This is a genomic window from Massilia arenae, from assembly GCF_008014745.1.
Taxonomy (GTDB): Bacteria; Pseudomonadota; Gammaproteobacteria; order Burkholderiales; family Burkholderiaceae_D; genus Telluria; species Telluria arenae.
In genome coordinates, this window is the sequence record NZ_VPFD01000004.1 from 82,629 (window position 1) to 106,223 (window position 23,595).

At 65.6% G+C, this 23,595-nt stretch carries 23 protein-coding genes; 14 read left to right on the forward strand and 9 right to left on the reverse strand.

The genetic code is table 11. The annotated features are described in order from the left end of the window. Positions 1–2: 2 nt before the first annotated feature. The 9 genes from FVD38_RS04500 to FVD38_RS04540 form a co-directional block, all read right to left on the reverse strand. Complete coding sequence (locus FVD38_RS04500; protein WP_187271474.1) at positions 3–770, reverse strand: ABC transporter permease; 768 nt, start codon at positions 768–770, stop codon at positions 3–5. A gap of 2 nt (positions 771–772) precedes the next feature. Continuing rightward, positions 773–1,999 carry an ABC transporter substrate-binding protein gene (locus FVD38_RS04505; RefSeq protein ID WP_147933719.1) on the reverse strand — a complete coding sequence of 409 codons (1,227 nt, stop codon included), beginning with the start codon at positions 1,997–1,999 and terminating at the stop codon, positions 773–775. Positions 2,000–2,040: 41 nt separating this feature from the next. Further along, positions 2,041–2,823 carry an ABC transporter ATP-binding protein gene (locus tag FVD38_RS04510; RefSeq protein WP_147933720.1) on the reverse strand — a complete coding sequence of 261 codons (783 nt, stop codon included), beginning with the start codon at positions 2,821–2,823 and terminating at the stop codon, positions 2,041–2,043. Further along, entirely contained in the window at positions 2,820–3,902 is a 1,083-nt protein-coding gene (locus FVD38_RS04515; RefSeq protein ID WP_123069402.1) for an acyl-CoA dehydrogenase family protein, read from the reverse strand. Before FVD38_RS04515 ends, FVD38_RS04510 begins: the two co-directional genes overlap by 4 nt. Next, positions 3,902–4,456 (reverse strand): carboxymuconolactone decarboxylase family protein, encoded by a 555-nt coding sequence (locus tag FVD38_RS04520; RefSeq protein ID WP_147933721.1) that lies wholly within the window; start codon positions 4,454–4,456, stop codon positions 3,902–3,904. The genes FVD38_RS04515 and FVD38_RS04520 overlap by 1 nt, the downstream gene beginning before the upstream one ends. A gap of 31 nt (positions 4,457–4,487) precedes the next feature. Next, the gene (locus FVD38_RS04525) at positions 4,488–5,519 is read right to left on the reverse strand and encodes an AraC family transcriptional regulator (protein WP_147933722.1); all 1,032 of its coding nucleotides are present in this window, start codon (positions 5,517–5,519) and stop codon (positions 4,488–4,490) included. A 70-nt stretch (positions 5,520–5,589) separates the two neighbouring features. Continuing rightward, on the reverse strand, positions 5,590–5,847 hold the full coding sequence (locus FVD38_RS04530) for a hypothetical protein (protein ID WP_147933723.1): 258 nt from the start codon (positions 5,845–5,847) through the stop codon (positions 5,590–5,592). A 286-nt stretch (positions 5,848–6,133) separates the two neighbouring features. Further along, on the reverse strand, positions 6,134–6,499 hold the full coding sequence (locus tag FVD38_RS04535) for a response regulator transcription factor (protein WP_147933724.1): 366 nt from the start codon (positions 6,497–6,499) through the stop codon (positions 6,134–6,136). 122 nt (positions 6,500–6,621) lie between these two features. After that, positions 6,622–7,248: a response regulator gene (locus tag FVD38_RS04540; RefSeq protein WP_147933725.1), complete on the reverse strand. Its 627-nt coding sequence runs from the start codon at positions 7,246–7,248 to the stop codon at positions 6,622–6,624. Between the two features lie 501 nt (positions 7,249–7,749). Here FVD38_RS04540 and mraZ point away from each other — a divergent pair. Genes mraZ through ftsA form a run of 14 tightly spaced genes read left to right on the forward strand, consistent with a single transcriptional unit; the run spans position 7,750 to position 23,518 of the window. Continuing rightward, the gene (gene mraZ, locus FVD38_RS04545) at positions 7,750–8,178 is read left to right on the forward strand and encodes a division/cell wall cluster transcriptional repressor MraZ (RefSeq protein ID WP_147933726.1); all 429 of its coding nucleotides are present in this window, start codon (positions 7,750–7,752) and stop codon (positions 8,176–8,178) included. Then, positions 8,165–9,145 carry a 16S rRNA (cytosine(1402)-N(4))-methyltransferase RsmH gene (gene rsmH, locus FVD38_RS04550; protein ID WP_187271485.1) on the forward strand — a complete coding sequence of 327 codons (981 nt, stop codon included), beginning with the start codon at positions 8,165–8,167 and terminating at the stop codon, positions 9,143–9,145. The genes mraZ and rsmH overlap by 14 nt, the downstream gene beginning before the upstream one ends. Further along, complete coding sequence (gene ftsL, locus FVD38_RS04555) at positions 9,142–9,414, forward strand: cell division protein FtsL (protein WP_147933727.1); 273 nt, start codon at positions 9,142–9,144, stop codon at positions 9,412–9,414. The genes rsmH and ftsL overlap by 4 nt, the downstream gene beginning before the upstream one ends. After that, a complete protein-coding gene (locus FVD38_RS04560) occupies positions 9,411–11,189 on the forward strand; it encodes a peptidoglycan D,D-transpeptidase FtsI family protein (protein ID WP_147933728.1) in 1,779 nt (592 codons plus the stop codon). The genes ftsL and FVD38_RS04560 overlap by 4 nt, the downstream gene beginning before the upstream one ends. Next, positions 11,189–12,718, forward strand: coding sequence for a UDP-N-acetylmuramoyl-L-alanyl-D-glutamate--2,6-diaminopimelate ligase (locus tag FVD38_RS04565; RefSeq protein WP_147933729.1), 1,530 nt, complete (start codon positions 11,189–11,191; stop codon positions 12,716–12,718). Before FVD38_RS04560 ends, FVD38_RS04565 begins: the two co-directional genes overlap by 1 nt. Beyond that, positions 12,718–14,088 (forward strand): UDP-N-acetylmuramoyl-tripeptide--D-alanyl-D-alanine ligase, encoded by a 1,371-nt coding sequence (locus FVD38_RS04570; protein ID WP_147933730.1) that lies wholly within the window; start codon positions 12,718–12,720, stop codon positions 14,086–14,088. Before FVD38_RS04565 ends, FVD38_RS04570 begins: the two co-directional genes overlap by 1 nt. 1 nt (position 14,089) lies before the next feature. Next, positions 14,090–15,259: a phospho-N-acetylmuramoyl-pentapeptide-transferase gene (gene mraY / locus FVD38_RS04575; protein ID WP_123069390.1), complete on the forward strand. Its 1,170-nt coding sequence runs from the start codon at positions 14,090–14,092 to the stop codon at positions 15,257–15,259. Between the two features lies 1 nt (position 15,260). Then, on the forward strand, positions 15,261–16,757 hold the full coding sequence (murD, locus tag FVD38_RS04580; protein WP_147933731.1) for a UDP-N-acetylmuramoyl-L-alanine--D-glutamate ligase: 1,497 nt from the start codon (positions 15,261–15,263) through the stop codon (positions 16,755–16,757). Further along, positions 16,757–17,974 carry a putative lipid II flippase FtsW gene (gene ftsW / locus FVD38_RS04585; RefSeq protein WP_147933732.1) on the forward strand — a complete coding sequence of 406 codons (1,218 nt, stop codon included), beginning with the start codon at positions 16,757–16,759 and terminating at the stop codon, positions 17,972–17,974. Before murD ends, ftsW begins: the two co-directional genes overlap by 1 nt. After that, entirely contained in the window at positions 17,971–19,059 is a 1,089-nt protein-coding gene (gene murG / locus FVD38_RS04590; RefSeq protein ID WP_229493416.1) for an undecaprenyldiphospho-muramoylpentapeptide beta-N-acetylglucosaminyltransferase, read from the forward strand. Before ftsW ends, murG begins: the two co-directional genes overlap by 4 nt. After that, on the forward strand, positions 19,060–20,448 hold the full coding sequence (murC, locus tag FVD38_RS04595) for a UDP-N-acetylmuramate--L-alanine ligase (RefSeq protein WP_147933733.1): 1,389 nt from the start codon (positions 19,060–19,062) through the stop codon (positions 20,446–20,448). Continuing rightward, positions 20,435–21,424 carry a D-alanine--D-alanine ligase gene (locus FVD38_RS04600; protein ID WP_147933734.1) on the forward strand — a complete coding sequence of 330 codons (990 nt, stop codon included), beginning with the start codon at positions 20,435–20,437 and terminating at the stop codon, positions 21,422–21,424. Before murC ends, FVD38_RS04600 begins: the two co-directional genes overlap by 14 nt. 6 nt (positions 21,425–21,430) lie before the next feature. Then, positions 21,431–22,270, forward strand: coding sequence for a cell division protein FtsQ/DivIB (locus FVD38_RS04605; RefSeq protein ID WP_147933735.1), 840 nt, complete (start codon positions 21,431–21,433; stop codon positions 22,268–22,270). A gap of 15 nt (positions 22,271–22,285) precedes the next feature. After that, the gene (ftsA, locus tag FVD38_RS04610) at positions 22,286–23,518 is read left to right on the forward strand and encodes a cell division protein FtsA (RefSeq protein WP_005668243.1); all 1,233 of its coding nucleotides are present in this window, start codon (positions 22,286–22,288) and stop codon (positions 23,516–23,518) included. The last annotated feature ends 77 nt before the right edge of the window (positions 23,519–23,595 follow it).

Here is a 23,595-nt window from a genome sequence, read left to right on the forward strand (position 1 = left end):
GGTCAGCGCAGCGGATCGGACGGCACCGAATGCAGCCAGCGCGCGTGCACGAAGCGCGCCGCGTAGTCGAGCGCATAGCCGAGCAGGCCGATCAGGATGATCGCGGCCGTCAGTTCCGAATACGCCAGGCGGTCGCGCGTATCGAGGATGAAGTAACCGAGGCCGGCGGACACGCCCAGCATCTCGGCCGGCACCAGCACGATCCAGATGATGCCGATCGCCAGGCGCACGCCGGTCAGGATCTGCGCGGTGATCCCTGGCAGCACCAGGCGCCAGATCACTTCCCATTTGGTGGCCGACAGCGAGCGCGCCAGCAGCATCCAGTTGGGGTCGAGCTGGGCCACGCCGGCGGCGGTGCTGAGCATCAGCGGCCACACGGCGGCAAAGGCCAGCAAGAAGTAGACCGGTGCGTCGCCGACGCCCAGCACCATCACCGCCAGCGGCATCCACGACAGCGGCGAGACCATGCGCAGCAGCTGGAACAGCGGCGTGCTGGCCTGGCTGAAGGCCTTCGACATGCCGACCAGGATCCCGAGCGGCACGCCGAACAGGATCGCGAAGCCCAGGCCCACGGCCACGCGCTTCAGGCTGGTGACCACGTGCAGCCAGATGTCCGGTCCCAGCACCATCACGTGCAAGGCCTTGAAGGTCTCGACTGGCGCGAACATCGTCGCGATCGGCGTGGTCTCCTCGAGTCCCTTGACGCCCCAGGACCACAGCAGCAGCGCGATCGCAAAGCCGGCGACCGGCCACAAGAAACGTCCCAGCATCGTCAGACCGCGATCGCTTCAAGGCGCAGGAGGTTGGCCGGCAATCCGAACTTGGCCGGGCCGCCCACTGCCTGGATCGATTTACGCACGAAGCGGTCGTCGACCAGGTCGCGCGCCACGAACTTCGGATCGAGCTTGGCCAGGAAGCTGATGTCGCCTTCGACCTTGGTCTGGCCGATGGCGCGCACCAGTTCCTCGGTGTACGAGGCGAAGGGGAACGGCTGGAAGTCGATGCGGCGCTGGTTCCACGCCGGGTGGGCCACGATGCGGCGCTTTTCGTAGTCCGAATAATCGGTGGTGGCCAGCACCTTGGTCAGCGCCTGCAGATTGTGCGGGGTGTACTTGTTGGGGCCGGTCGCGGCCAGCAGCTTGGCCGTTTCCACCTGGTTCGAACGCGACCACAGCTGGGCGTTGACGATGGCATTGGTCACGCGCTGCGACCACTCCGGCTTGTCGTTCAGGTCGCGCTCGGCCAGGAAGGTCACGCAGCAGGCGTGGTTTTTCCAGACGTCGCCCGAGAAGCGCAGCACCTTGCCGATCTTCGCATTCTCGGCCGCCGCATTGAACGGCTCGGCCACGATGTAGCCGGCGATCGACTTGGTCGCCAGCGCCGACACCATCTCGGACGGCGCCAGCACAATCAGGTTAACCTCGTTAGGCTTGAGCGCGGCGCCGCGTGCGCGGGTGACCACGCTCAGCTTGTTCGCGGTCAGGATCTTTTGCAGCAGGATGTTGTGGATCGAGTACCAGAACGGGATCGCGACCGTCTTGCCGCCCAGCTCAAGCACCGAATTGATCTCGTTCTGCACCGTCAGCGCTGAACCGTTGACGTGGTTCCAGGCCACCACCTTGGCCGGGAATTTCGAACCGTAGCGCACCCACAGGGTCGCCGGCGACAGCAGGTGGATCACGTTGACCTGGCCGGCCACGAAGGCCTCGATGATCTGGGCCCAGCTGCGGAACAGGCGCGGCGTCTCGACCTTCAGGCCCTGCTGCTCGAACAGCTTGCGGCCGTGCGCCACCAGCAGTGGCGCGGCGTCGGTGATCGGCAGGTAGCCGATCTTGACCGGCTGGTCGTCGCCCTTGAAGTTCTGCGCCGCGGCGTCGCCCGCGAACAGCAGCGGCGACGCCGCGGCGGCGCCGGTCAGGGCCGACATGCGCAGGAAGTCGCGCCGGGTCATGCCGCAATCGCAGTCGGAAGAAGCGCAGATGTGGATCGAGTCGTTCATGGGTTTTCCTTTTATTTATTGTGCTTGCGTGGTTCGAAACGTCAGGCGCCTTCGCGCAGCGCCTTGATGATGTCCAGGCGCAGCCCGGCCACGCCCTCGGCGTATTCGTGGCGTGGCCGCGGCAGGTCGACCTTCCATTCGCGGACGATTTTGCCTGGCTGGCCGGGCTGGACCGCCATCAGCAAAATGCGGTCGGCGACCAGGATCGCTTCGTCGATATCGTGGGTCACCAGCAACACGGCGGTATGCCAGCGGTGCACCAGGTCGACCAGCAGGGTCTGCATCTCGGCGCGCGTGATCGCGTCCAGCGCCGAGAACGGCTCGTCGGCGAACAATAGCTCGGGCTGGCGCGCCAGGGCGCGCGCCAGCGCGACGCGCTGGGCCTGGCCGCCGGACAGCTGGGCCGGATAGGCATGCGCGCGCGCCGCCAGGCCGACCGCCTCGATGGCCTCGACCACCCGCTGCTTGCGCGCGTCGCGTGCGATCGCCGGCTGGCGCGCGAAATCCAGGCCGAAGCCGACATTGCCTTCGACGTTCAGCCAGGGCAGCAGGCTCGGTTGCTGGAACACCAGCGCCGCGCGCGGGTGTGGTTCAAGCAGCGGCTCGCCCAGGAAGCTGACGTTGCCGCTTTGGGCCGGGGAGAGGCCGGCCAGGCCGCGCAGCAGGGTCGATTTGCCGCAGCCGCTGCCGCCCAGCAGGCAGACGATCTCGCGCTTGTCGATGGTGAGTGAAATATCGTCGACCACGGTCTTGCCGCCGTAGCCGATGCGCAGGCCGGAGGCCGACAGCGCGGTTGCGCCTTGTTCGAGCACTGGCGCCGTCATGCCGCGGCGTGCTTCGCAAGTTCGACCTGCAGCTGGGTCAGGCTCGGGGTGACGATCGGGATGAAGGCCGATTCGCGCCAGCGGCGCGCGAAGCTGCGGTCGCGGTCGACCAGGTAGGCGCGGCCGCCGCTGGCCTGCAATTCGAGCATCACGGCTTGCTGGACGGATTCGGCCAGCGCGATGCGCAGCCGGAACATCGGCGCCGCGGCGGTCTTGAAGCGGCCATCGGCCACGCCATCCTTGAGCTGCGTCACCAGGTCTTCGAGCGCGACCTGCTGGGCCACGATACGTTCGAGCAGTGGGCCGCGCATGGCGGTCGACAGCGCATGCGCCGCGCGCAGGCTGGCGCGCGCCAGACCGATCGACAGGCCGCACTGCAGGCCCAGGAAGGACGGACGCACGCCCGGCAGCCAGGCGCGCGCGTTCGGATGCAGCACTTCGCCTTCGCCGATCTGCACGCCCTCGATCTTGACGGCGGCGGTATTGCTGCCGCGCAGGGCCATCAGTTCGAGGTCGGGGCTGCGCGTGACGCCGGCGCTGTCGCTGATGAAGGCGACCACCGCGGGCGGCAGGTCGCCGGCGGAATTGACGGCGGCGGCGGCGATGAAGCCTTCCTTGCGCAGGTTGGTGATCCAGGCCAGCGAACCGTCGAGCTGCCAGCCGGCGTCGTTCGGGGTGGCCGTGATCTGCAACGACTCGATCCCGGACAGGAATTTCATCGCGTTCGACAGGCCGGTGGCGCCGGCGAATTCACCGCGCATCAGGGGGCCGATCCAGCGCGCGCGCATGGCCTCGTTCGGGCTTTGCAGCAGGTATTCGATGAAGGTGCGCTGGCCCCAGAACACGAAGGCGGCGGTGACCGAATGCTCGGCCACGGCGGCGATGGCGTCGATCGCGTCGATCGTGGCGCCGCCGCTGCCGCCCAGGTCTTGCGGTACGCCGACGGCGAACAGGCCGGCGCCGGCCAGGCGCGGCACGACTTCGCTCGCCAGCGCGGGCGTGCTGTCCAGTTCATCCGCATTGGCCTGCAGCCACTCGGCCAGGGCTGGCGGCAGCGTCGTTTGTTCGCCGTTCGCCATCAGATGGCTCCGCTGGCGAAGGGTTGCAGCTGCGGGTTGATCGCGCTGCCGGCCAGGGTGTTGGCGAAGTTGCACAGGGTGGCCAGGCTGATGCCCAGCACGACTTCCAGCGCCTGCTGGTCGTTGTAGCCGGCGGCCTTGAAGGCGGCCAGCGCGTCGTCGCTCACGCCGCCGCGGGTGGCGATGACGGCTTCCGAGAACTGGCGCACGGCGTCGAGTTTCGCATCGCCGGTATCCTGGCCTTGCTGCATCGCGCGCACGGTCTCGACCGGCAGCTGGGCCTTCTTGAGGGCGATGGCGGTGTGGCCGGCGATGCAGAAGTCGCAGCCGTGGATGCGGGCGGCGGTGATCTGCACGACTTCGCGTTCCGGCAGGGTGAGGCTGGTCTCGGCATTGATGCCCGACACCGTCATATAGGTCTGCAGCGCCTGCGGCGAATTGGCCAGCACGCCGATCAGGTTCGGCAGGAAGCCGTTGTTGGCGACGGCCTTGTCCACGAAAGGACGGCTGCCTTCAGGCGCGGTTTCTTGGGTATGCAGGGTCAGGCGGGACATGGCGGATCTCTCTATTAAAGCGTTGGGTCCGTCATTTTAGCGGCGAATGAAAAACACGTTTGGACACGCCCGTCCTTGTTTTCTGCTCGATCGTCCGAATCGGCCCGATCGGCGACGTCTTGACGTGGACGTGGCGGCCGCGCCGGAAGGTGCCCGGATGCTCGCCCATCACCTTATGGAAGGCGCGTGAGAAAGCGGCATACGAGTTGTAGCCGACGTGGCCGGCGGTACGCTCGACGGTCTCGCCGCCGTGCAGGCGCTGGGCCGCGATTTTCATGCGCAGCAGCAATAGGAACTGCGCCGGCGCCTGGCCGCTGGCCTCGCTGAAGTGTTTATAGAAGCTCGAGCGCGACATATGGGCCGCGCGCGCCATGTTCTCGGTCGACCAGTCCGATCCGGGCTCCTGCATCATGCGGTCGAGCAGGGGCGAGAACTCGGGGCGGCTGGCCACGGCCAGCAGGCCGGTGGCGATGTCCTGCTGGCGCGCCACGTGACGGATGACATAGAAGAACATCAGCTCGGCCAGGCGCGCTACCAGCGGCGACGGTGCGTCGGGATCGCGCGCCGGTTCCAGCAGGATCAGTTCGAACAGCGCGTTCAGGGCCTGCAACGACGGGTCGTCGGCGCGCAGCACCAGGCTGTCCGGGAAGGAGTCGGCGATCAGCGTGCTGAGCGCGCTGCGAAAGTGGAAGAAGCCGCAGGCCAGGGCGGTGGCGTCCGGCGCGGCCTGGCCGAGCTGCTGCATCGGCAGGCCGGGACAGGCGCTGGCGGGGTCTGGGTCGGGGCTAAGGAAATGCGGTGTATCGCGCAGCATGAACACGCCGTCGCGCGCCCGCAAGTGGACCGGCGCGCGGCCCTCGGCGTGCAGATAGCACTCGCCATGCAGCACCAGGTGGAAGCTGCCCAGGCCGCGGCCGGCGGTGGACGCCTGCCAGCGGCCGCAGTACTGGCCGAGGTGGAACACCGTCGCTTCCAGCTGCACGCTGTCGATCAGCCAGTGCACCAGGCGGTCGGCATTGTCCGCGGCTGCGTGGGTGTCGAGAGTAGGGGCGGAATGATTCACTCAGCCATTATCGACGGCGCCTGCCCAGCGACCTACGAAGAAAAGCTGATATGCAAATAAGGAAAACGTCTTAGAAGTAGACGGTGACGCGGCGTGCGTCCAGGTCGGCGCTGCGCTGGGAAGGTGCGGCGCTGGAATCGAGCAGGTAGGGCGTGCCCGGGCTGGCGCAGGCGACGTCCACCGAGCGGGCGACGCTGACCGAGCAGGTGGCGACGATCTCGAAGCGCGCCTCGAAGCTGGCCGACGCCACGCGCGCGTCCGCCACGGCCGGCAGGGCCAGGGTAGCGGCGGCCAGGCTGGCCGCGAGGAGACGGGATGCGCGCAACATGATGGTGGAAGCCGAGAATTGCCGGGTAAATATATGATGAACCCATCATAACGGCTTTGTCGGCGGACTGCGCGCAGCCGCGCCGGCACCGGCGCGACTGATATCAATTGTGTATTTTTGCTTTTGCGGGATTGTTCAACAGATTATGGACGCCGCAAGATGCCGGTGGCGCCAAAGCACGCGTTTGCGTTATCGTATTATTACGAATGTGTTCGGATTTACGGAATTGGCAGTGAAATTAGAGAAGTGTCTCTAAAGGAAATATTTGTTTCTCAATGACAACGTTTCAGCCCAGCAGGCCGTGTACCGCGTCGAGCAATTCCAGCGGACTGAACGGTTTGACCACGTACAGGTCAGCCCCGGCCGCCATGCCGGCCGCGATATCGCTTTGCTGGCCGCAGGCCGACAGCAGGATGACTTTGGTTGTTGCATGGCGCGGATCGCGCCGAAGTTCGGCGCACACGTCGAGGCCGCTGGCGCCGGGACCGAGCCAGATGTCGAGCACGACCAGGTCGGGGGCTTCATCGGCGACCCGGGCCAGGGCCTGCTCGGCATTGGACGCTTCGACGATGCGTCCCAGCGGCTGCAGGGTGAGCGAGATCAGCAGGCGCAGTTCGTCCTGGTCGTCGACGACGAGGATCGTCCTGCTCATGGTTTCGTGCGCGCCTCGACGGGCGGATGGGGTGTTGCTTGCGGTGACGGGAATGCGGACATGACAGCTCCCTGATAGGCCGGACGCGCGCTGCGCCGGTGGGTCAGCATAGCAGTTTAAGCTTACGCGCGCACCAGGCCGTTCTCGACGGCGCTGCGCAGTTCGCCGAAAGGCACCGGCTTGGGGAAGACCGGAATGTCGGTTGGCAGGCCCATGGCCTTGATCGTCGCACGGTCCAGGCCGCTAACGACGATCATGTTCATCCCGGCCGTGCCGCTGTCTTCGCGCAGCGTGCGAATCATGCGGAAGCCGTCCATGCCCGGCATGTTCAGGTCGCTCACGAGAAGGTCGGGGCGCTGTTCGCCGATGCGGATCAGGGCTTCGAAGCCATTGTTCGCCTTGACCACCTCGAAGTCCAGGCCCCAGCCCGCCATCTCGAGTTCGTACAGGCGCAGCATCAGGGGATCGTCGTCGACCACCAGCACCCGCGGCTTGCCCGGCGCCGGCGCGCTGGCTGGCGCCGGAGACGCACCGATGGCGATGCGCCGGCCGTCGACCAGGCGGTTCACCGACTCCACCGTGATGCGGCGATGGCCGCCGGCGGTGCGCCAGGCCTGCAGCGTGCCGTTTTCCACCCACAGCTGCACCGTGCGGTGCGAGACGCCCAGGGTGGCCGCGGCCTCCTTGGTCGAGCAATAGTCCGCGGCATTGTAGGTCGATGCCGGCTGCAGGTTGGTTGGGGTGTTCATATTTTCCGATCTTACGTTTTTAGTTTCCCAAAGTCAAAATAGTTAACTGTGGATAGTGCGTAGTGCGCCACAGTTGTAAGCATCCGCCGGCTGCAGTCGGCGGCGCCGATAACCATAACTTCGATGGCTGGATGCCCATACAGTGGTCTGCTAGACCCAATAGTTGTTTCTTTACGTCAATATTTTTCTTCTCATTGACGTTGCTCAAACGTAAACATCGTCTGTACAACTCAGGCCTTTCATTCACTCCTACGGCTAAGTCCCTAATTTTAAGGGACATTTTGTTGAGCCGGGTGCCGCGCACCTGCGCCTAAGTCCTTGGTTTCATTGGAAAAAGTCGGATTCGTCAATCGTGAATTCGCTTGACCGTCAACATTGCTTCCACTAAAGTGGGAAACGGTGTGAAAAAGTGTCGATTTGTGGGAGGGTTGTGGGGTAACTCCTTCGGCTCCCGGCGTCCGGCAAACAACGACAAACAACTCTCCAAAGCTAGGTAAATACGTGTTCCAGGGCGCGTCCGCGATCAATCTCGATGCAAAAGGCCGAATGTCGATTCCGGCCAAGCACCGTGACGCCCTTACGCTTCAGTGCGAGGGCCGCATGACCTTGACCAAACACCCCCATGGCTGCCTCCTCTTCTTCCCGCGCCCGGTATGGGAAGAGCACCGCAAGCAGATTGCTGCCTGGCCCATGTCGGCCCGTGCGTGGCAGCGCATTTTCCTCGGCAACGCCGTCGATGTCGAGCTCGACAGCGCCGGCCGTGTGCTGGTCTCGCCCGAACTGCGTGCCGCGGTCGGGCTCGAGAAGGAAGTGATGATGCTCGGCATGGGTACCCACTTCGAAATCTGGAATGCCGCCAAGCTGGCCGAGGACGAGGCCGAGGCCGTCGCCGGTGGCATGCCCGATGTCCTTTCCAATTTCTCTTTCTGAGGCGCCGATGACGGATTCCTTAACGGTGCCTGTGTACCAGCATCGAACGGTGCTGCTTGACGAAGCGGTCGATGCGCTCAACCTCGCGGGCGCACGCGCTGACGGCATCTATATAGACGGCACTTTCGGACGGGGCGGCCACAGCCGCCTGTTGTTGTCGCGCCTGGGCCTGCAAGGGCGCCTGATCGCGTTCGACAAAGATCCGCAAGCGATTGCCACTGCATCACACATCGACGATCCACGCTTCACGATCGTCCACGACAGCTTTGCAACGATGCACGACGCGCTGGCCGCGCGCGGCATCCCCCGGGTCGACGGCATCCTGCTCGACCTGGGTATCTCGTCGCCCCAGGTGGACGACGCCAGCCGCGGCTTCAGCTTCCGCAACGATGGCCCGCTCGACATGCGCATGGATACCACGCGCGGCATGTCGGCTGCCGAGTGGATTGCGACCGCGGAGCAACCTCAATTGGAAAAGGTGATACGCGATTATGGAGAAGAGCGGTATGCTTTTCAGATTGCAAAGGCGATTGTTGCTCGCCGCGCAGTCGAACCAATTTCAAGCACACGACAGTTTGCCGCAATCGTGGCAAGCGCGGTCAAGGGCTGGGAAAAAGGCAAGGATCCGGCAACCAGGACCTTTCAGGCTGTCCGGATTTTCATCAATAAAGAGCTTGAGGACCTCGAGGCAGGGCTGATCGCGGCCTACGGCATGCTGGCGCCGGGCGCGCGCATGTCCGTGATTTCCTTCCACTCGCTGGAAGACCGCATGGTCAAGCAATTCCTCGCCTCCAAGGCCAAGGTCGAGCAACCCGATCGCCGCCTGCCGATCCGCGCCGTCGACCTGCCGCAACCCGAGATGAAGCTGATCGACAAGATCAAGCCGTCCGCGACGGAAGTGTCGGAAAACCCGCGCGCCCGCTCGGCGGTGCTGCGCGTGGCCGAACGCCTGGGGACGCCTGCATGAGCGTCAAGCTGAACGTGCTCCTGACCGCCTTGCTGGTGGGATGCGCGCTATCGGTGGTCAATGCCCGCTACCAGGCGCGCCACCTGCTCATCGAGTTCGAGCGCCTGCAGCAGCACGCGCGCCAGCTCGACATCGACTGGGACCAGCTCCAGCTCGACCAGTCGCGCCTGGCCAAGAACGAACGCATCGAGCAGATCGCCCGTTCCCAGCTCGAGATGGCGCCATTGAGCCCGGCCCGGACCCAATACCTGACGGAGGGCGCCCCATGATGCGTGGCGGCGCCAAGAACAGCAATGCGCGGGTGGCCGCGTCGAAAGGCGTGGCTTTCTCGAAGAGCCCGGTGCTGGCGGTACGCCTGCCCGACTGGCGTTCGCGCCTGGTCCTGTTCGTCCTGTTCGCGGCCTTCGCCGCGCTGGCCGTGCGCGCGGTCTGGCTGCAGGGCGTATCGAACCAGTTCCTGCAAAAGCAGGGCAAGAGCCGCTACGAGCGCACGCTCGAGCTGCCGGCCACGCGCGGCCGCATCCTCGACCGCAACGGCGCCGTGCTGGCCACCTCGCTGCCGGTGCGCGCGATCTGGGGCATCCCCGAAGACGTGCTGCAGGCGCCGCCGGAAAAGCTGCGCGCGCTGGCGAACCTGCTCGAGATGCCGGAAACCGAGCTGCGCAAGAAGCTCGACTCCGACCGCAGCTTCGTCTATCTCAAGCGCCAGGTCGAGATGCCGATCGTGGACCAGATCCTGGCGCTCAAGATCGACGGCATCGACACGCGCAAGGAATACAAGCGCTTCTATCCGCAGGGCGAAGTGGTGACCCACCTGGTGGGCTTCACCAATGTCGAGGACAAGGGCCAGGACGGGATGGAGCTGCAGCACCAGAAGACCCTGATGGGCGTGGCCGGCAGCCGCCGCGTGATCAAGGACCGCCTCGGCCACATCGCCGAAGACCTGGGCATGTTCCGCGAACCGCACCAGGGCCGCGACCTGACCCTGTCGGTCGACAGCAAGCTGCAGTACATCGCCTTCACCAGCATCAAGAACGCGGTCGAGAAGTTCAATGCCAAGGCCGGCGCCGCCGTGGTGCTCGACGTGCAAACGGGGGAAGTCCTTGCTCTGGCCAACTACCCGACCTACAACCCGAACGACCGCTCCAAGCTGACCGGTGAGCAGCTGCGCAACCGCGTCATCACCGACACCTTCGAGCCGGGTTCGACGATCAAGCCGCTCACCGTGGCGCTCGGCCTGGAGACCGGCCGCGTCACGCCCGACACCGTGTTCGACAACAATCCGGGCTATATGATGGTGACCGGCCGCCGCATCCGCGATTTCCACAACTACGGCGTGCAGACCGTCAGCGGCATCATCCAGAAATCGTCGAACCTCGGCGTGGTCAAGATAGCCCAGATGATCCCGCAGCAGGAAATGTGGGAGCTGTACACCAAGGTCGGCTACGGCCAGGCGCCGCGCTTCGGCTTCCCCGGCGCCGCCGCCGGCCGCGTGCGTCCCTATAAAACCTGGAAGCCGGTGGAATACGCCAATATGGCCTTCGGCCACGGCCTGTCGGTGTCGCTGCTGCAGATGGCGCGCTCCTATATGATCTTCGCCCGCAACGGCGACATCATCCCGCTGTCCTTCGTGAAGGTGGACGAACAGCCGGTGGGCCAGCAGGTGATCTCGGCCAAGACCGCGGCCCAGGTGCGCACCATGCTCGAATCGGTGGTGGGCCCGGGGGGCACCGCCTCGCGCGCCCAGGTCGCCGGCTACCGCGTCGGCGGCAAGACCGGCACCGCCGAGAAGATCGTCAACGGCCGCTACTCGCGCACCAACAATATCGGTTACTTCGCCGGCATCGCGCCGATGTCCAAGCCGCGCTTCATCATCGCGGTGATGGTCGACGATCCGAGCGGCGCCTTGCGCACCGGCGGCTATGTCGCCGCGCCGACCGCGGCCGACCTGTTTTCCAATGCGCTGCGGGCCGCCAACGTGCCGCCCGATTCATCGATCACGGACATCATCATTCCGGAAGTTCCTCTAGAGGAGAGCATGTGATGGCCCCGAGCCTGCACGACACCATCGAATGGATTCGCGCCGCCGCCCCAGGCGGCCGTCTCGTTTCCGACTCGCGCCGCGTCAAGCCCGGCGACGTGTTCTTCGCCTACCCGGGCGAGGCCGCTGACGGTCGTCGCTACATCGAAGCCGCCATCGAAGCCGGCGCCGCCGCCGTGGTGCACGAAGCAGCCGATTTCACCTGGGACGCCGCCTTTAGCGTGCCGCACCTGGCCGTCAGCGGCCTGAAACAGAACGCCGGCCCGATCGCGCACGCGGTGCTGGACTATCCGGACCGCGCCATGTTCACCGTGGCCGTCACCGGCACCAACGGCAAGACCTCGTGCGCGTTGTGGACCGCGCAAACCCTGGCGCGCCTGGGCGAAGCTGCCGCCGTGATCGGCACGCTGGGCGTGGGCCTCATCAAGGGCAAGACTTCGAGCGAGCCGCAGTTCGACGTCACCGGCTACACCACGCCGGACGCGGTGCTGCTGGCCCAGAAGCTGGCCGACCTGAAAAAGGCGGGCGCCGGCGCGCTCGCCATCGAAGCCTCGTCGATCGGCCTGGTGCAGGAGCGCACGGCCGGCATGCACGTCGACGTCGCGATCTTCACCAACCTGACGCGCGACCACCTCGACTTCCATGGCGACATGGAAAGCTACGAGGCGGCCAAGATCAAGCTGTTCGAATGGGATGGCCTGAAACACGCAGTGGTCAACCTCGACGATCCGGCCGGGCAGCGCCTGGTTGCCCACCTGCGCAACAACTTCCCGGCGCTGGCGGTCACCGGCTACACCATCGCCGCCGCCGGGGCGCCCGAAGGCGTGGCCGTGCTGCGCGCCGGCGGCATGCGCAGCAAGAACGCCGGCACCGAGTTCCAGGTCGAAACAGCGCAAGGCAACGCGACCGTGCGCACCCAGCTGGTGGGCAACTACAACGTCAGCAATACGCTGGCGGTGCTGGGCGCGCTGCTGGCCAAGGGCGTGGTGCTCAAGGCCGCGGTCGATGCGATCGAGACCCTGGTCCCGGCGCCGGGCCGCATGCAGCAGATGGGCGGGTCGGATGCGCCGATGGTCGTGATCGACTATGCGCACACGCCGGACGCGCTGGAAAAAACCCTCGACGCCCTGCGCCAGGTCGCGACGGATCGCGGCGGCCAGCTGTGGTGCGTGTTCGGCTGCGGCGGCGACCGCGATCCGGGCAAGCGCCCGCAGATGGGCCGCATCGCGCAAGGCGCCGACCAGGTGCTGGTCACCAGCGACAACCCTCGCAGCGAGGAGCCAAGCAGCATCATCGCCCAGATCGTGGCCGGCATGGACACCTCGCAGCCTGCGCGCGTGCAGACGGTCGAAGACCGCGCGGCCGCCATCCTGCTGGCGGTGAAGCAGGCTGCCAAGCAGGACGTGATCCTGCTGGCAGGGAAGGGCCATGAGCCCTATCAGGAAATCAAGGGTCGCAAGATGCCGTTCTCGGATGCGGACCACGCCTCGCTGGCATTGACGGCGCGGCTTACCATGTTGAGGACGCATTGATGCGCGGATCGTTGCAACAGCTGGTCGAAGCGATTCCGGGCGCACGCCTGGTCGGGCTTGACGCGTCCTTCGAAGGCGTGTCGACTGACAGCCGCAAGGTCGATGCCGGCGCGCTGTTCGTCGCGCTGGTGGGCGAGACCTTCGACGCCCATGACTTCCTCGACCAGGTTGTCGCACGCGATGTCGCTGCGGTCGTGGTGTCGCGCCTGCCGGAAGGCTGGAACCTGCCGGCGATCGTGGTGCCTGACACGCTGGTGGCGCTGGGCCGCATCGCCCACGCCTGGCGTGCGCAGTTCGACATCCCGCTCATTGGTGTCACCGGCAGCAATGGCAAGACGACGGTCAAGGAAATGATCGCATCCATCCTGGCCGCCGCAGTGGGAGAAGAAGCACGCTTGGCGACCCAGGGCAACCTGAATAACGAGATCGGTGTGCCATTGACCTTGTTCCGCCTGGATGCCTCGCACCGCGCGGCGGTGGTGGAGCTGGGCATGAACCATCCGGGCGAGATCGGCCGCCTGAGCGTGATCGCGACGCCGACCGTGGGCCTGGTGAACAACGCCCAGCGCGAGCACCAGGAATTCATGCACACCGTCGAAGCGGTGGCGCGCGAGAACGGTTCGGTGCTGCAGGCGCTGTCGAACGATGGCGTGGCCGTGTTCCCGGGCGACGATATTTATACGGACCTGTGGCGCGGCCTGGCCGCCTGCGAAGTCATCACCTTCGGCCTGTCGGACGCCTGCGACGTGCACGCGACCTATACCAGTAATGGTTTTGGCAGCGACCTGCAGGTCAGGGCGCGCGGCGCGCAATTCGGCATCGCGCTGGCCGCGGCCGGCGAACACAATGTGCGCAATGCGCTGGCGGCGATCGCGTGCGCGCTCGGCGCCGGCATCGAGCAGGCCGCCATTGTGCGCGGGCTGGAAGCCTTTGCCCCGGTCGGCGGTCGCCTGCAGCGCAAGACCGCTGCAAACGGCGCGACCGTCATCGACGACACCTATAACGCGAACCCCGATTCGATGCGGGCCGCGATCGACGTGCTGGCGGCATACCCGGCGCCGCGCATCCTGGTCGTGGGCGATATGGGCGAAGTCGGCGCGCAAGGAAAAGAGTTTCACGAAGAAATCGGTGCTTACGCAGCTACGCGTGGCATCGACACCGTGCTCGCGACGGGCGAGCTGGCGCGCCACCTGGTCGCGTCGGGAGCGCGGCATTACGAGCAGTTCGACGAATTATTGGCAGCACTGGATGAAAAACTGGGCGGCAATACCAATTCGACTGTGCTGGTGAAGGGCTCGCGTTTCATGAAGATGGAGCGCGTAGTCCAGCACCTGACCGGATCAACCACCATTGGCAAGGGCGCCCACTAATATGCTTCTCTGGCTCGCACAATACTTCCAGGACTATATCGGTCCTCTACGCGTGTTCAACTACATCACGTTCCGCGCGGTGTTCGCCACCATCACCGCCATCACGATCGGCCTGGTCGCCGGCCCGATCGTCATCCGCAAGCTGACCGAACTGAAGGTCGGCCAGGCGGTGCGCACCTATGGTCCGCAAAGCCATCTGACCAAGCACGGCACCCCGACCATGGGCGGCGTGCTGGTGCTGATCGCGATCGGCGTCTCGACCCTGCTGTGGTGCGACCTGTCGAACCGCCTGATCTGGCCGGTGCTGGTGGTGACCTTCGGCTTCGGCGCGGTGGGCTGGGTCGACGACTACCGCAAGGTGGTCTATAAAGACCCGGAAGGCATGCGCTCGGGCGAGAAATACTTCTGGATGTCGCTGGTCGGCATCACGTCGGCGCTGTACCTGGCGTTCGCGCTGTCGGCCGCCTCGCCATGGGAAGCGATGGGACTGTTCTATGCATGGGTGCAGTCGGGCTTCTCGATGGACTTGCCGCCCAAGGCCGACCTGATCGTCCCGTTCTTCAAGAGCATCAGCTACCCGCTGGGCGTGTGGGGCTTCATCGCATTGACGTATTGCGTGATCGTCGGATCGTCCAACGCCGTCAACTTCACCGACGGCCTCGATGGCCTGGCCATCATGCCGACCGTGATGGTGGGCGGCGCGCTGGGCCTGTTCGCCTACCTGACCGGCAGCGTGACGTTCTCCAAATACCTGCTGATCCCGTACATCCCGGGCGCGGGCGAGCTGTTGATCTTCTGCGGCGCGATGGCCGGCGCGGGCCTGGCCTTCCTGTGGTTTAACGCGCACCCGGCCCAGATGTTCATGGGCGACGTCGGCGCGCTGGCGCTGGGCGGCGCGCTCGGCACCATCGCCGTCATCGTGCGCCAGGAAATCGTGCTGTTCATCATGGGCGGCATCTTCGTGGCCGAGACCCTGTCGGTGATCATCCAGGTCAGCTACTTTAAATACACCAAGAAGCGCTACGGCACCGGACGCCGTGTATTCCTGATGGCGCCACTGCACCACCATTTCGAACAAAAGGGCTGGAAGGAGACCAAGGTCGTGGTCCGCTTCTGGATCGTGACCATGGTGCTGATCCTGGTCGGTCTGTCGACGTTGAAACTGCGCTGAGATGAACTACGACGGCAAACACGCATTGGTACTGGGCCTGGGTGAATCCGGGCTGGCGATGGCGCAATGGCTGGCGCGGGCCGGTGCACGCGTGCGCGTGGCCGATACGCGCGATGCACCCCAGCGCCTGGCGGCGCTGCGCGCCGCCGTCGCGGATGCCGAATTCGTCGCGGGCGATTTCAATGCCGCGCTGCTCGATGGCGTCGACTTCGTCGCCGTCAGCCCTGGCCTGGCGCCGGACCGCGAGCTGGTCGACATCATCCCGGCCGCTGGCGAGCGCCGCGTGCCGGTGTGGGGCGAGATCGAATTGTTCGCGCAGGCGCTCGCGCACCTGCGTGAAACGAGCGGCTACACGCCGAAGGTCATCGCGATCACCGGCACCAACGGCAAGACCACGGTGACCAGCCTGACCGGCCTGCTGTGCCGCCGCGCGGGCCTGACCACGCGCGTGGCCGGCAATATCAGCCCGGCCGCGCTGGACGTGCTGCGCGAGGTGATCGATGCCAACGAGCTGCCGCAGGCCTGGGTGCTGGAACTGTCCAGCTTCCAGCTGCACACCACCTTCAGCCTGCAGGCCGACGCCGCCACGGTGCTGAACTTGAGCCAGGACCACCTGGACTGGCACGGCAGCATGGACGCCTATGCGGCGGACAAGGCGCGCATCTTCGGCGCCGACACGGTGCGCGTGCTGAACCGCGACGATGCGCGCGTGATGCGCATGACGGCGGTCGATACTCCTTCATACACCTTCGGCACCGGCGAGCCGGTGGACGCCAACAGCTTCGGCCTGCTCGAAGAGCGCGGCATGTTGTGGCTGGCCAATGCCGTGCCGGGTGAAGAGATCGAGAAGAAACGCAAGAAAGGCGAAGTGGCCGAGCCAGTGGACGCCATCGTCAACCGCCTGATGCCGGCCGATGCGCTGAAGATTCGCGGTCTGCACAACGCGTCGAACGCGCTGGCCGCGCTGGCCCTGTGCCGCGCCTGCGGCCTGCCGCTGGCGCCGCTGTTGCATGGTCTGCGCGAGTACGCGGGTGAGCCGCACCGGGTCGAACTGGTCGCCACCATCGACGGCGTCGACTACTACGACGACAGCAAGGGCACCAATGTCGGCGCCACCGTGGCCGCCTTGACCGGCCTGGGCAAGGCCTTCACCGGCGCCGACCAGCAAATCCTGCTGATCGCCGGCGGCGACGGCAAGGGCCAGGACTTTTCGCCGCTGGCGCATCCGGTCGCGGATCATGTGCGCGCCGTGCTGCTGATCGGCCGCGATGCGCCGGCCGTGCGGGCCGCCATCGAGCCGACCGGCGTCCCGGCCTTCGACCTGGACGACCTGCCGCAGGCGGTGCGCCGCGCCGCGGGTCTCGCGCGCGCCGGCGATGCCGTGCTGCTGTCGCCGGCCTGCGCCAGCCTCGACATGTTCACCAATTACGCGCACCGCGCGCAGGTGTTCGTCGAGACGGTGCGCGAGATCGCGCTGGACAAGGGACAGGAGATCTGATGGCCTTCCAGCTTCCGTTCAAGTTCTCCGGCCTTGCTTCCGACGCCACCGTCGACGGCCGCAGCAAGCCGTCGAAGATGATGGACTACGACCAGCCGCTGGTCTGGGTCACCTTGCTGCTGATGCTGCTCGGGATGGTGATGGTGTATTCGGCCTCGATCGCGCTGCCCGATTCGCCCAAGTTCCGCTACCTGGAAGACCGTAACGAATACTTCCTGTACCGCCAGGCGATGTACATCATCGTCTCGATGGTCGCGGCCGCGGTGGTGTTCCGGATTCCGATCGCGGTGTGGCAGAAATACGCGCCGATGCTGTTCATCGGCACCCTGGTCATGCTGGTGCTGGTCCTGATCCCGGGCCTGGGCGTGTCGGTCAACGGCGCGCGGCGCTGGCTGTCGCTGAAAGTCATGAACCTGCAGCCGTCCGAGATCATGAAGATCGCGGTGGTGCTGTACGCGGCCGACTTCACGGTGAGGAAGCAAGAATACATGCACAAGCTCACGAAAGGCTTCTTGCCGATGATGGTCGCGATCGGCCTGGTCGGCGCCTTGCTGCTGCTCGAGCCCGACCTGGGCGCCTTCGGCGTGATCGTCTGCATCGCCATGGGCATCCTGTTCCTGGGCGGGATCAATATCGTCTGGTTCGGCGGCATCGGCGCGCTGCTGGTGGTGATCTTCAGCGCGATCATCGCGCTGTCGCCATTCCGCCGCGCGCGCATGTTCGCCTACCTCGACCCGTGGGAAGAGGGCAATGCGCTGGACAAGGCCTATCAGTTGACGCACTCCCTGATCGCCTTCGGGCGCGGCGAATTCTTCGGCGTGGGCCTTGGCGCCTCGGTCGAGAAGCTGCACTACCTGCCGGAGGCGCACACCGACTTCATCATGGCCGTGATCGGCGAAGAGCTGGGCCTGGTCGGCGTGCTGGTGGTGGTGGCCATGTTCTACTGGCTGGTCAAGCGCGCCTTCGATATCGGCCGCCAGGCGATCGCGCTGGACCAGACCTTCGCCGGCCTGGCCGCGAAGGGCATCGGCATCTGGATCGGCGTGCAGACCTTCATCAATATGGGCGTGAACCTGGGCCTGTTGCCGACCAAGGGCCTGACCCTGCCTTTGATGAGCTTTGGCGGCTCGGGCGTCATGTTCAACTGCATCGGCCTGGCGATCCTGCTGCGGATCGATTACGAAAACCGGGTGCGGATGCGCGGAGGCAGGACATGACCAAGCGTTTGATGATCATGGCTGCAGGAACGGGTGGCCACATCTTCCCCGGCATCGCGATCGCGCAGACCATGCGCGCGCGCGGCTGGGAAGTGAGCTGGCTCGGTACCGCCCACGGCATGGAAACGGATCTGGTGCCGAAGGCCGGCATCCCGATGGACACCATCGACTTCGCCGGCCTGCGCGGCAAGGGCCTGGCCCACACCGTCAAGGGCGCCTTCAAGATGGTGGCCAGTTTCATTACCTGCCGCCGCTATCTTGGCAACCGTCGTCCCGACGTGGTGCTGGGCATGGGCGGCTACGTCACCGTCCCGGGCGGCATGATGGCGCGTTCGCGCGGCATCCCGCTGGCGCTGGTGAACGCCGACGCCGCACTGCTGTTGTCGAACAAGACGCTGGCGCCGGTCGCGCAGCGTGTGCTGTTCGGCTTCCCGGCCGATTTCGGCAAGGCGGCCGGCAAGGCGGTGGTCACCGGCAACCCGGTGCGCCAGCAGATCCTCGACCTGCCGGGACCTGGCGAACGCTTCGCCGGCCGCAGCGGCCCCTTGCGTGTGCTGGTCGTGGGCGGCAGCCTGGGGGCGAAGGTCCTGAACGACAGCGTGCCGGCGGCCCTGGCCCTGATCGACCCGGCCACCCGTCCGATCGTGACCCACCAGTCGGGCAAGAAGAATATCGATGCGCTGCGCGCGTCTTATTTGCAGGCTGGTGTCAACGCAAACGTGGTCGACTTCATTGATGACATGGCCGCGGCTTATGCGAACGCCGACCTGGTGATCTGCCGCGCCGGCGCGATCACGGTGTCGGAGCTGACGGCGGCCGGCGTGGCCAGCGTGCTGGTGCCCTTCGTCGCCAGCACCACCAGCCACCAGCGAGACAACGCGGTGTGGATGGACAAGCAGGGCGCGGCTTGCTACCAACCGCAGGGTGAACTCAATCCGCAGCGGCTGGCGAGCCTGCTGCAAGACACGACGCGCGAGCGTTGCCTGGCGATGGCGCAGGCGGCATATGGCGTGGGCAAGCGCGACGCCAACGAGGCGATCGCGCAAGAACTGGAAACATTGGCAGAAGCGGGCAGGGCAAGTTAAATGAAACACAAGATCAAGAACATCCACTTCGTGGGCATCGGCGGCAGCGGCATGAGCGGCATCGCCGAGGTGCTGCTCAATCTCGGCTACCAGGTGTCCGGCTCGGACCTGGGCAGCAATGCTGCCACCCAGCGCCTGGCCGGCCTGGGCGCGACCGTCCACCTCGGCCACCTGGCCGACAATGTGAGCGGCGCCGACGTCGTCGTGACCTCGACCGCCGTGAATGAAGCCAATCCCGAGGTGATCGCCGCGCGCTCGAGCAAGATTCCTATCGTGCCGCGCGCGATCATGCTGGGCGAACTGATGCGCCTGAAGCGCGGCATCGCGATTGCCGGCACCCATGGCAAGACCACCACCACCAGCCTGGTGGCGTCGGTGCTGGCCGCCGGCGGACTGGACCCGACTTTCGTCATCGGCGGACGCCTGACGGCGGCCGGCGCCAACGCGGCCCTGGGCAGCGGCGAATACATCGTGGCCGAAGCCGACGAGTCGGACGCCTCGTTCCTGAACCTGTCGCCGATGATCGAAGTCATCACCAACATCGACGCCGACCACATGGACACCTACGAACACGACTTCGAGAAACTGAAGGCCGCGTTCGTGAACTTCACGCACCGCATGCCGTTCTACGGCCGTGTGATGCTGTGCATCGACGACGCTCACGTGCGCTCGATCCTGCCGCAGGTGACCAAGCCGGTCACCACCTATGGCTTCTGCGAGGAAGCCGAAGTGCGCGCGCTGGACGCCTATGCCGAAGGCACGCAGATGCATTTCACGGTGCGCCAGGAAGGCTATCCGGATACCAAGTTCGTGCTGAACCAGCCCGGCATGCACAATGTGCTCAATGCCTGCTCGGCGATCGCGATCGCGCGCGAGATCGGCATCGAGGACGCCGCCACCGCCCAGGGCCTGCTGGAATTTGGCGGCGTCGGCCGCCGCTTCACCCGCTACGGCGAAGTGCCGCTGGCGGCCGGCGGCAGCTTCACCCTGGTCGACGACTTCGGTCACCACCCGGTCGAGACCGAGGTGACCCTGGCCGCCGCGCGCGCCGCCTATCCGGGCCGGCGCCTGGTGCTGGCCTTCCAGCCGCACCGGTTCAGCCGCACGCGCGACCTGTTCGAAGACTTCGTGAAGGTGCTGGCCACCCCCGACGTGCTGCTGCTGGCCGAGGTGTATCCGGCCGGCGAGGCGCCGATCGTGGCCGCCGACGGCCGCGCGCTGGCGCGCGCGCTGCGCACCGCCGGCAAGACGGAACCGATTTTCGTGGAGGCGATTGCCGATATGCCGGCCGCCATCCTCAATGTGGCGCGCGACGGCGACGTCGTGCTGACCATGGGCGCCGGCTCGATCAGCGGCGTGCCCAACCAACTGACCAATGCAAAAGGCTAACATCGTGACCACCACTCCTACCCTTGATGCAGCCGCTTTCGGCAAGGTCGGCGTGCTGTTCGGCGGACGCTCCGCCGAGCGCGAGATCTCGCTCATTTCCGGCAACGGCGTGCTGCAGGCCCTGAAAAGCCGCGGCATCGACGCCCATGCCTTCGACCCGGGCACGCAAAGCCTGGCCGACCTGGCCGCGCAACAATTCGATCGCGTGTTCATCGCGCTGCACGGCCGCTACGGCGAAGACGGCAGCCTGCAGGGCGCCCTCGAACTGCTGGGCATTCCCTACACCGGCAGCGGCGTGATGGCGTCCAGCGTCGGCATGGACAAGATCACCACCAAGAAGATCTGGCTGCAGGAGAACGTGCCGACCCCGCGCTACGTGACCATCGATGCGGACACCGACCTGGATGCGGTGGTGGCCGGCCTGGGCCTGCCGCTGATCGTCAAGCCGCCGCTCGAAGGCTCCAGCATCGGCATCACCAAGGTCACGCAAGCCGACCAGTTGAAGGAAGCGGTCGCGCTGGTGACCAGCATGGACGAGGCGGTGCTGGCCGAGGAATTCGTCACCGGCCGCGAATTCACCGTCGCCGTGCTGGGGCAGGGCGCCAGCGCCCGTGCGCTGCCGATCGTCGAGATCGTGGCCCCGGAAGGCAAATACGACTACCAAAACAAGTACTTCACCGACGACACCGTGTATCACTGCCCGGCGCCGCTGCCGGAAGAGCTGACCCACGAGATCCAGCACCATGCGGTAAACGCCTACCGCGCCCTGGGTTGCGAGGGCTGGGGCCGGGTCGACGTGCTGGTGCGCGAAAGCGATATGCGTCCCTTCCTGCTGGAGGTGAACACCTCGCCCGGCATGACGACCCATTCGCTGGTGCCGATGGCGGCGCGCGCGGTCGGCATCCCGTATGAAGACCTGTGCGTCGAGATCCTGCGTTCGGCGCGGCTCAAGATGGGCCAGAAGGCTAAAGGATAAATCCAGATGTGGCATGACGTCCGGGCCCTCAACGCGACCGCCAGTTTCATGACGGCGGTGACGGTGCTCGCCGCCCTGATCTCGGGCGTGTGGTGGCTGTCGCAGCGCCCGATGTTCTCGCTCGGCTCGGTGACAGTGGAGAGCATGTACGGGATCGAGTTGAAGCACGTGAATGAACTCACCGTGCGCAACGGCGTGCTCGGCAAGATTCGCGGCAACTTCTTCACCGCCGACCTGGAACAGGTGCGCGCGACTTTCGAGACCGTGCCCTGGGTGCGCCGCGCCACCGTGCGCCGCGAGTGGCCCAATGCGCTGGTGGTCGAGGTCGAGGAACACGAGGCCCTCGGCACCTGGGGCGAGGATGGCCGCCTGTTGTCGGTGAAGGGCGACGTGTTCACCGCCAACGTGGCCGAGACCGAGGATGAACAGGCGTTGCCGGCCTTCGACGGTCCGGTCGGCAGCGAAAAGGAAGTGCTGGCCCGCTTCAACGAACTGCGCACGGCGTTCGCGCAGGTGGAGCTGGTGCCGCAGGAGCTGTCGCTGTCCAACCGGTATGCCTGGACCGTAAGGCTGGACAACGGCATGAGCGTCGCACTGGGACGCGAGCAGGATCGCAACACGCTGAGAAAACGCGTGCAGCGCCTGGTCGGCGTCTATCCGCAGCTGGTCGCCCGGCTGCAGGAGGGCCGTATCGACACCATCGATATGCGCTATCCGAACGGACTGGCCCTGTCGTCGGCGGCACTGACCGTGCCGCTCGATGCGACGAAGCCGGTCAAGGCGGCGAAGAAGCCCAAGGAATCACCCAAACATGCAACACCCAATAAAACAACCAAGCAAATCTGAAGCAGGCGAACAGCAATGACAAAAGACGCGAAAAACCTGATCGTCGGCCTCGACATCGGCACCTCCAAGGTGGTGGCCGTGGTCGCCGAGGTGATGTCCGACGGACGCCACGAGGTGATCGGGCTGGGTCAGCACGAGTCGAAAGGATTGAAGAAGGGCGTGGTCGTCAATATCGAGGCCACGGTCGAATCGATCCAGCGCGCGCTCGAGGAAGCCGAGCTGATGGCGGACTGCAAGATCCGCAACGTCTACGCTGGCATCGCCGGCAGCCATATCCGCTCGTTCAATTCGAGCGGGATGGTGGCGATCAAGGACAAGGAAGTGACGGCCACCGACGTGGCGCGCGTGATCGAGACCGCCAAGGCGGTCAACATCCCGACCGACCAGCAATTGCTGCACACGGTGCCGCAGGAATTCATCGTCGACAACCAGGAAGACGTGCGCGAGCCGATCGGCATGAGCGGCATTCGACTGGAAGTACGGGTGCACATCGTCACCGGTGCGGTGTCTGCGGTGCAAAATATTGTAAAGTGCGTGCGCCGTTGCGGGCTCGAGGTCTCGGACCTGATCCTGCAGCCGATGGCGTCCGCCGACGCGGTGCTGACGGTCGACGAAAAAGAACTGGGCGTGGTCCTGATCGACATCGGCGGCGGCACCACCGACATCGCGGTGTTCTCGGACGGCGCGATCCGCCATACGGCGGTCATCCCGATCGCCGGCGACCAGATTACCAGTGACATCGCAATGGCCTTGCGCACTCCGACCGGCGAGGCGGAGGACATCAAGATCCGCTACGGCGTGGCCAAGCAGGTATTGGCCGATCCGGGCGAGACACTCGAAGTGCCAGGTCTCGGCGACCGCGGCCCACGCGCATTGTCGCGCCAGGCCCTCGCAGCCGTGATCGAGCCTCGGGTGGAAGAACTGTTCGCCATGGTCCACCAGGCCGTGCGCGAATCCGGCTACGAAGGCGTGCTGTCCTCGGGCATCGTGCTGACGGGCGGCAGCTCGATCATGCCGGGCATGATCGAGATGGCGGAAGACATCTTCCTCAAGCCGGCGCGCCTCGGCACGCCGGACTACCGCGGCCAGCTGGCCGACGTGGTGCGCAGCCCGCGCTATGCGACGGTGCTCGGCCTGCTGCTCGAAGCGAAGAAACAGTACCTGCGCGGGCATATCGTCACGCGCCAGGACGGCTCGGTGAAGGCAGTCTGGCAACGAATGAAGGAGTGGATCGCTGGGAACTTCTGATTCAGCCACAAATAAAGCACTTGGTAACAAATTAGGTAGCGAAAATTCATCACGGGTTACAAGTTTTTACATACAAT

What these genes read in the sequence shown, in the direction of transcription:
- FVD38_RS04500 (WP_187271474.1), bottom strand. Translation starts at nt 770, where the DNA reads ATGCTGGGACGTTTCTTGTGGCCGGTCGCCGGCTTTGCGATCGCGCTG.
- FVD38_RS04505 (WP_147933719.1), bottom strand. Translation starts at nt 1,999, where the DNA reads ATGAACGACTCGATCCACATCTGCGCTTCTTCCGACTGCGATTGCGGC.
- FVD38_RS04510 (WP_147933720.1), bottom strand. Translation starts at nt 2,823, where the DNA reads ATGACGGCGCCAGTGCTCGAACAAGGCGCAACCGCGCTGTCGGCCTCC.
- FVD38_RS04515 (WP_123069402.1), bottom strand. Translation starts at nt 3,902, where the DNA reads ATGGCGAACGGCGAACAAACGACGCTGCCGCCAGCCCTGGCCGAGTGG.
- FVD38_RS04520 (WP_147933721.1), bottom strand. Translation starts at nt 4,456, where the DNA reads ATGTCCCGCCTGACCCTGCATACCCAAGAAACCGCGCCTGAAGGCAGC.
- FVD38_RS04530 (WP_147933723.1), bottom strand. Translation starts at nt 5,847, where the DNA reads ATGTTGCGCGCATCCCGTCTCCTCGCGGCCAGCCTGGCCGCCGCTACC.
- FVD38_RS04535 (WP_147933724.1), bottom strand. Translation starts at nt 6,499, where the DNA reads ATGAGCAGGACGATCCTCGTCGTCGACGACCAGGACGAACTGCGCCTG.
- FVD38_RS04540 (WP_147933725.1), bottom strand. Translation starts at nt 7,248, where the DNA reads ATGAACACCCCAACCAACCTGCAGCCGGCATCGACCTACAATGCCGCG.
- ftsL (WP_147933727.1), top strand. Translation starts at nt 9,142, where the DNA reads ATGAGCGTCAAGCTGAACGTGCTCCTGACCGCCTTGCTGGTGGGATGC.
- FVD38_RS04560 (WP_147933728.1), top strand. Translation starts at nt 9,411, where the DNA reads ATGATGCGTGGCGGCGCCAAGAACAGCAATGCGCGGGTGGCCGCGTCG.
- FVD38_RS04565 (WP_147933729.1), top strand. Translation starts at nt 11,189, where the DNA reads ATGGCCCCGAGCCTGCACGACACCATCGAATGGATTCGCGCCGCCGCC.
- FVD38_RS04570 (WP_147933730.1), top strand. Translation starts at nt 12,718, where the DNA reads ATGCGCGGATCGTTGCAACAGCTGGTCGAAGCGATTCCGGGCGCACGC.
- mraY (WP_123069390.1), top strand. Translation starts at nt 14,090, where the DNA reads ATGCTTCTCTGGCTCGCACAATACTTCCAGGACTATATCGGTCCTCTA.
- murD (WP_147933731.1), top strand. Translation starts at nt 15,261, where the DNA reads ATGAACTACGACGGCAAACACGCATTGGTACTGGGCCTGGGTGAATCC.
- ftsW (WP_147933732.1), top strand. Translation starts at nt 16,757, where the DNA reads ATGGCCTTCCAGCTTCCGTTCAAGTTCTCCGGCCTTGCTTCCGACGCC.
- murG (WP_229493416.1), top strand. Translation starts at nt 17,971, where the DNA reads ATGACCAAGCGTTTGATGATCATGGCTGCAGGAACGGGTGGCCACATC.
- murC (WP_147933733.1), top strand. Translation starts at nt 19,060, where the DNA reads ATGAAACACAAGATCAAGAACATCCACTTCGTGGGCATCGGCGGCAGC.
- FVD38_RS04600 (WP_147933734.1), top strand. Translation starts at nt 20,435, where the DNA reads ATGCAAAAGGCTAACATCGTGACCACCACTCCTACCCTTGATGCAGCC.
- FVD38_RS04605 (WP_147933735.1), top strand. Translation starts at nt 21,431, where the DNA reads ATGTGGCATGACGTCCGGGCCCTCAACGCGACCGCCAGTTTCATGACG.
- ftsA (WP_005668243.1), top strand. Translation starts at nt 22,286, where the DNA reads ATGACAAAAGACGCGAAAAACCTGATCGTCGGCCTCGACATCGGCACC.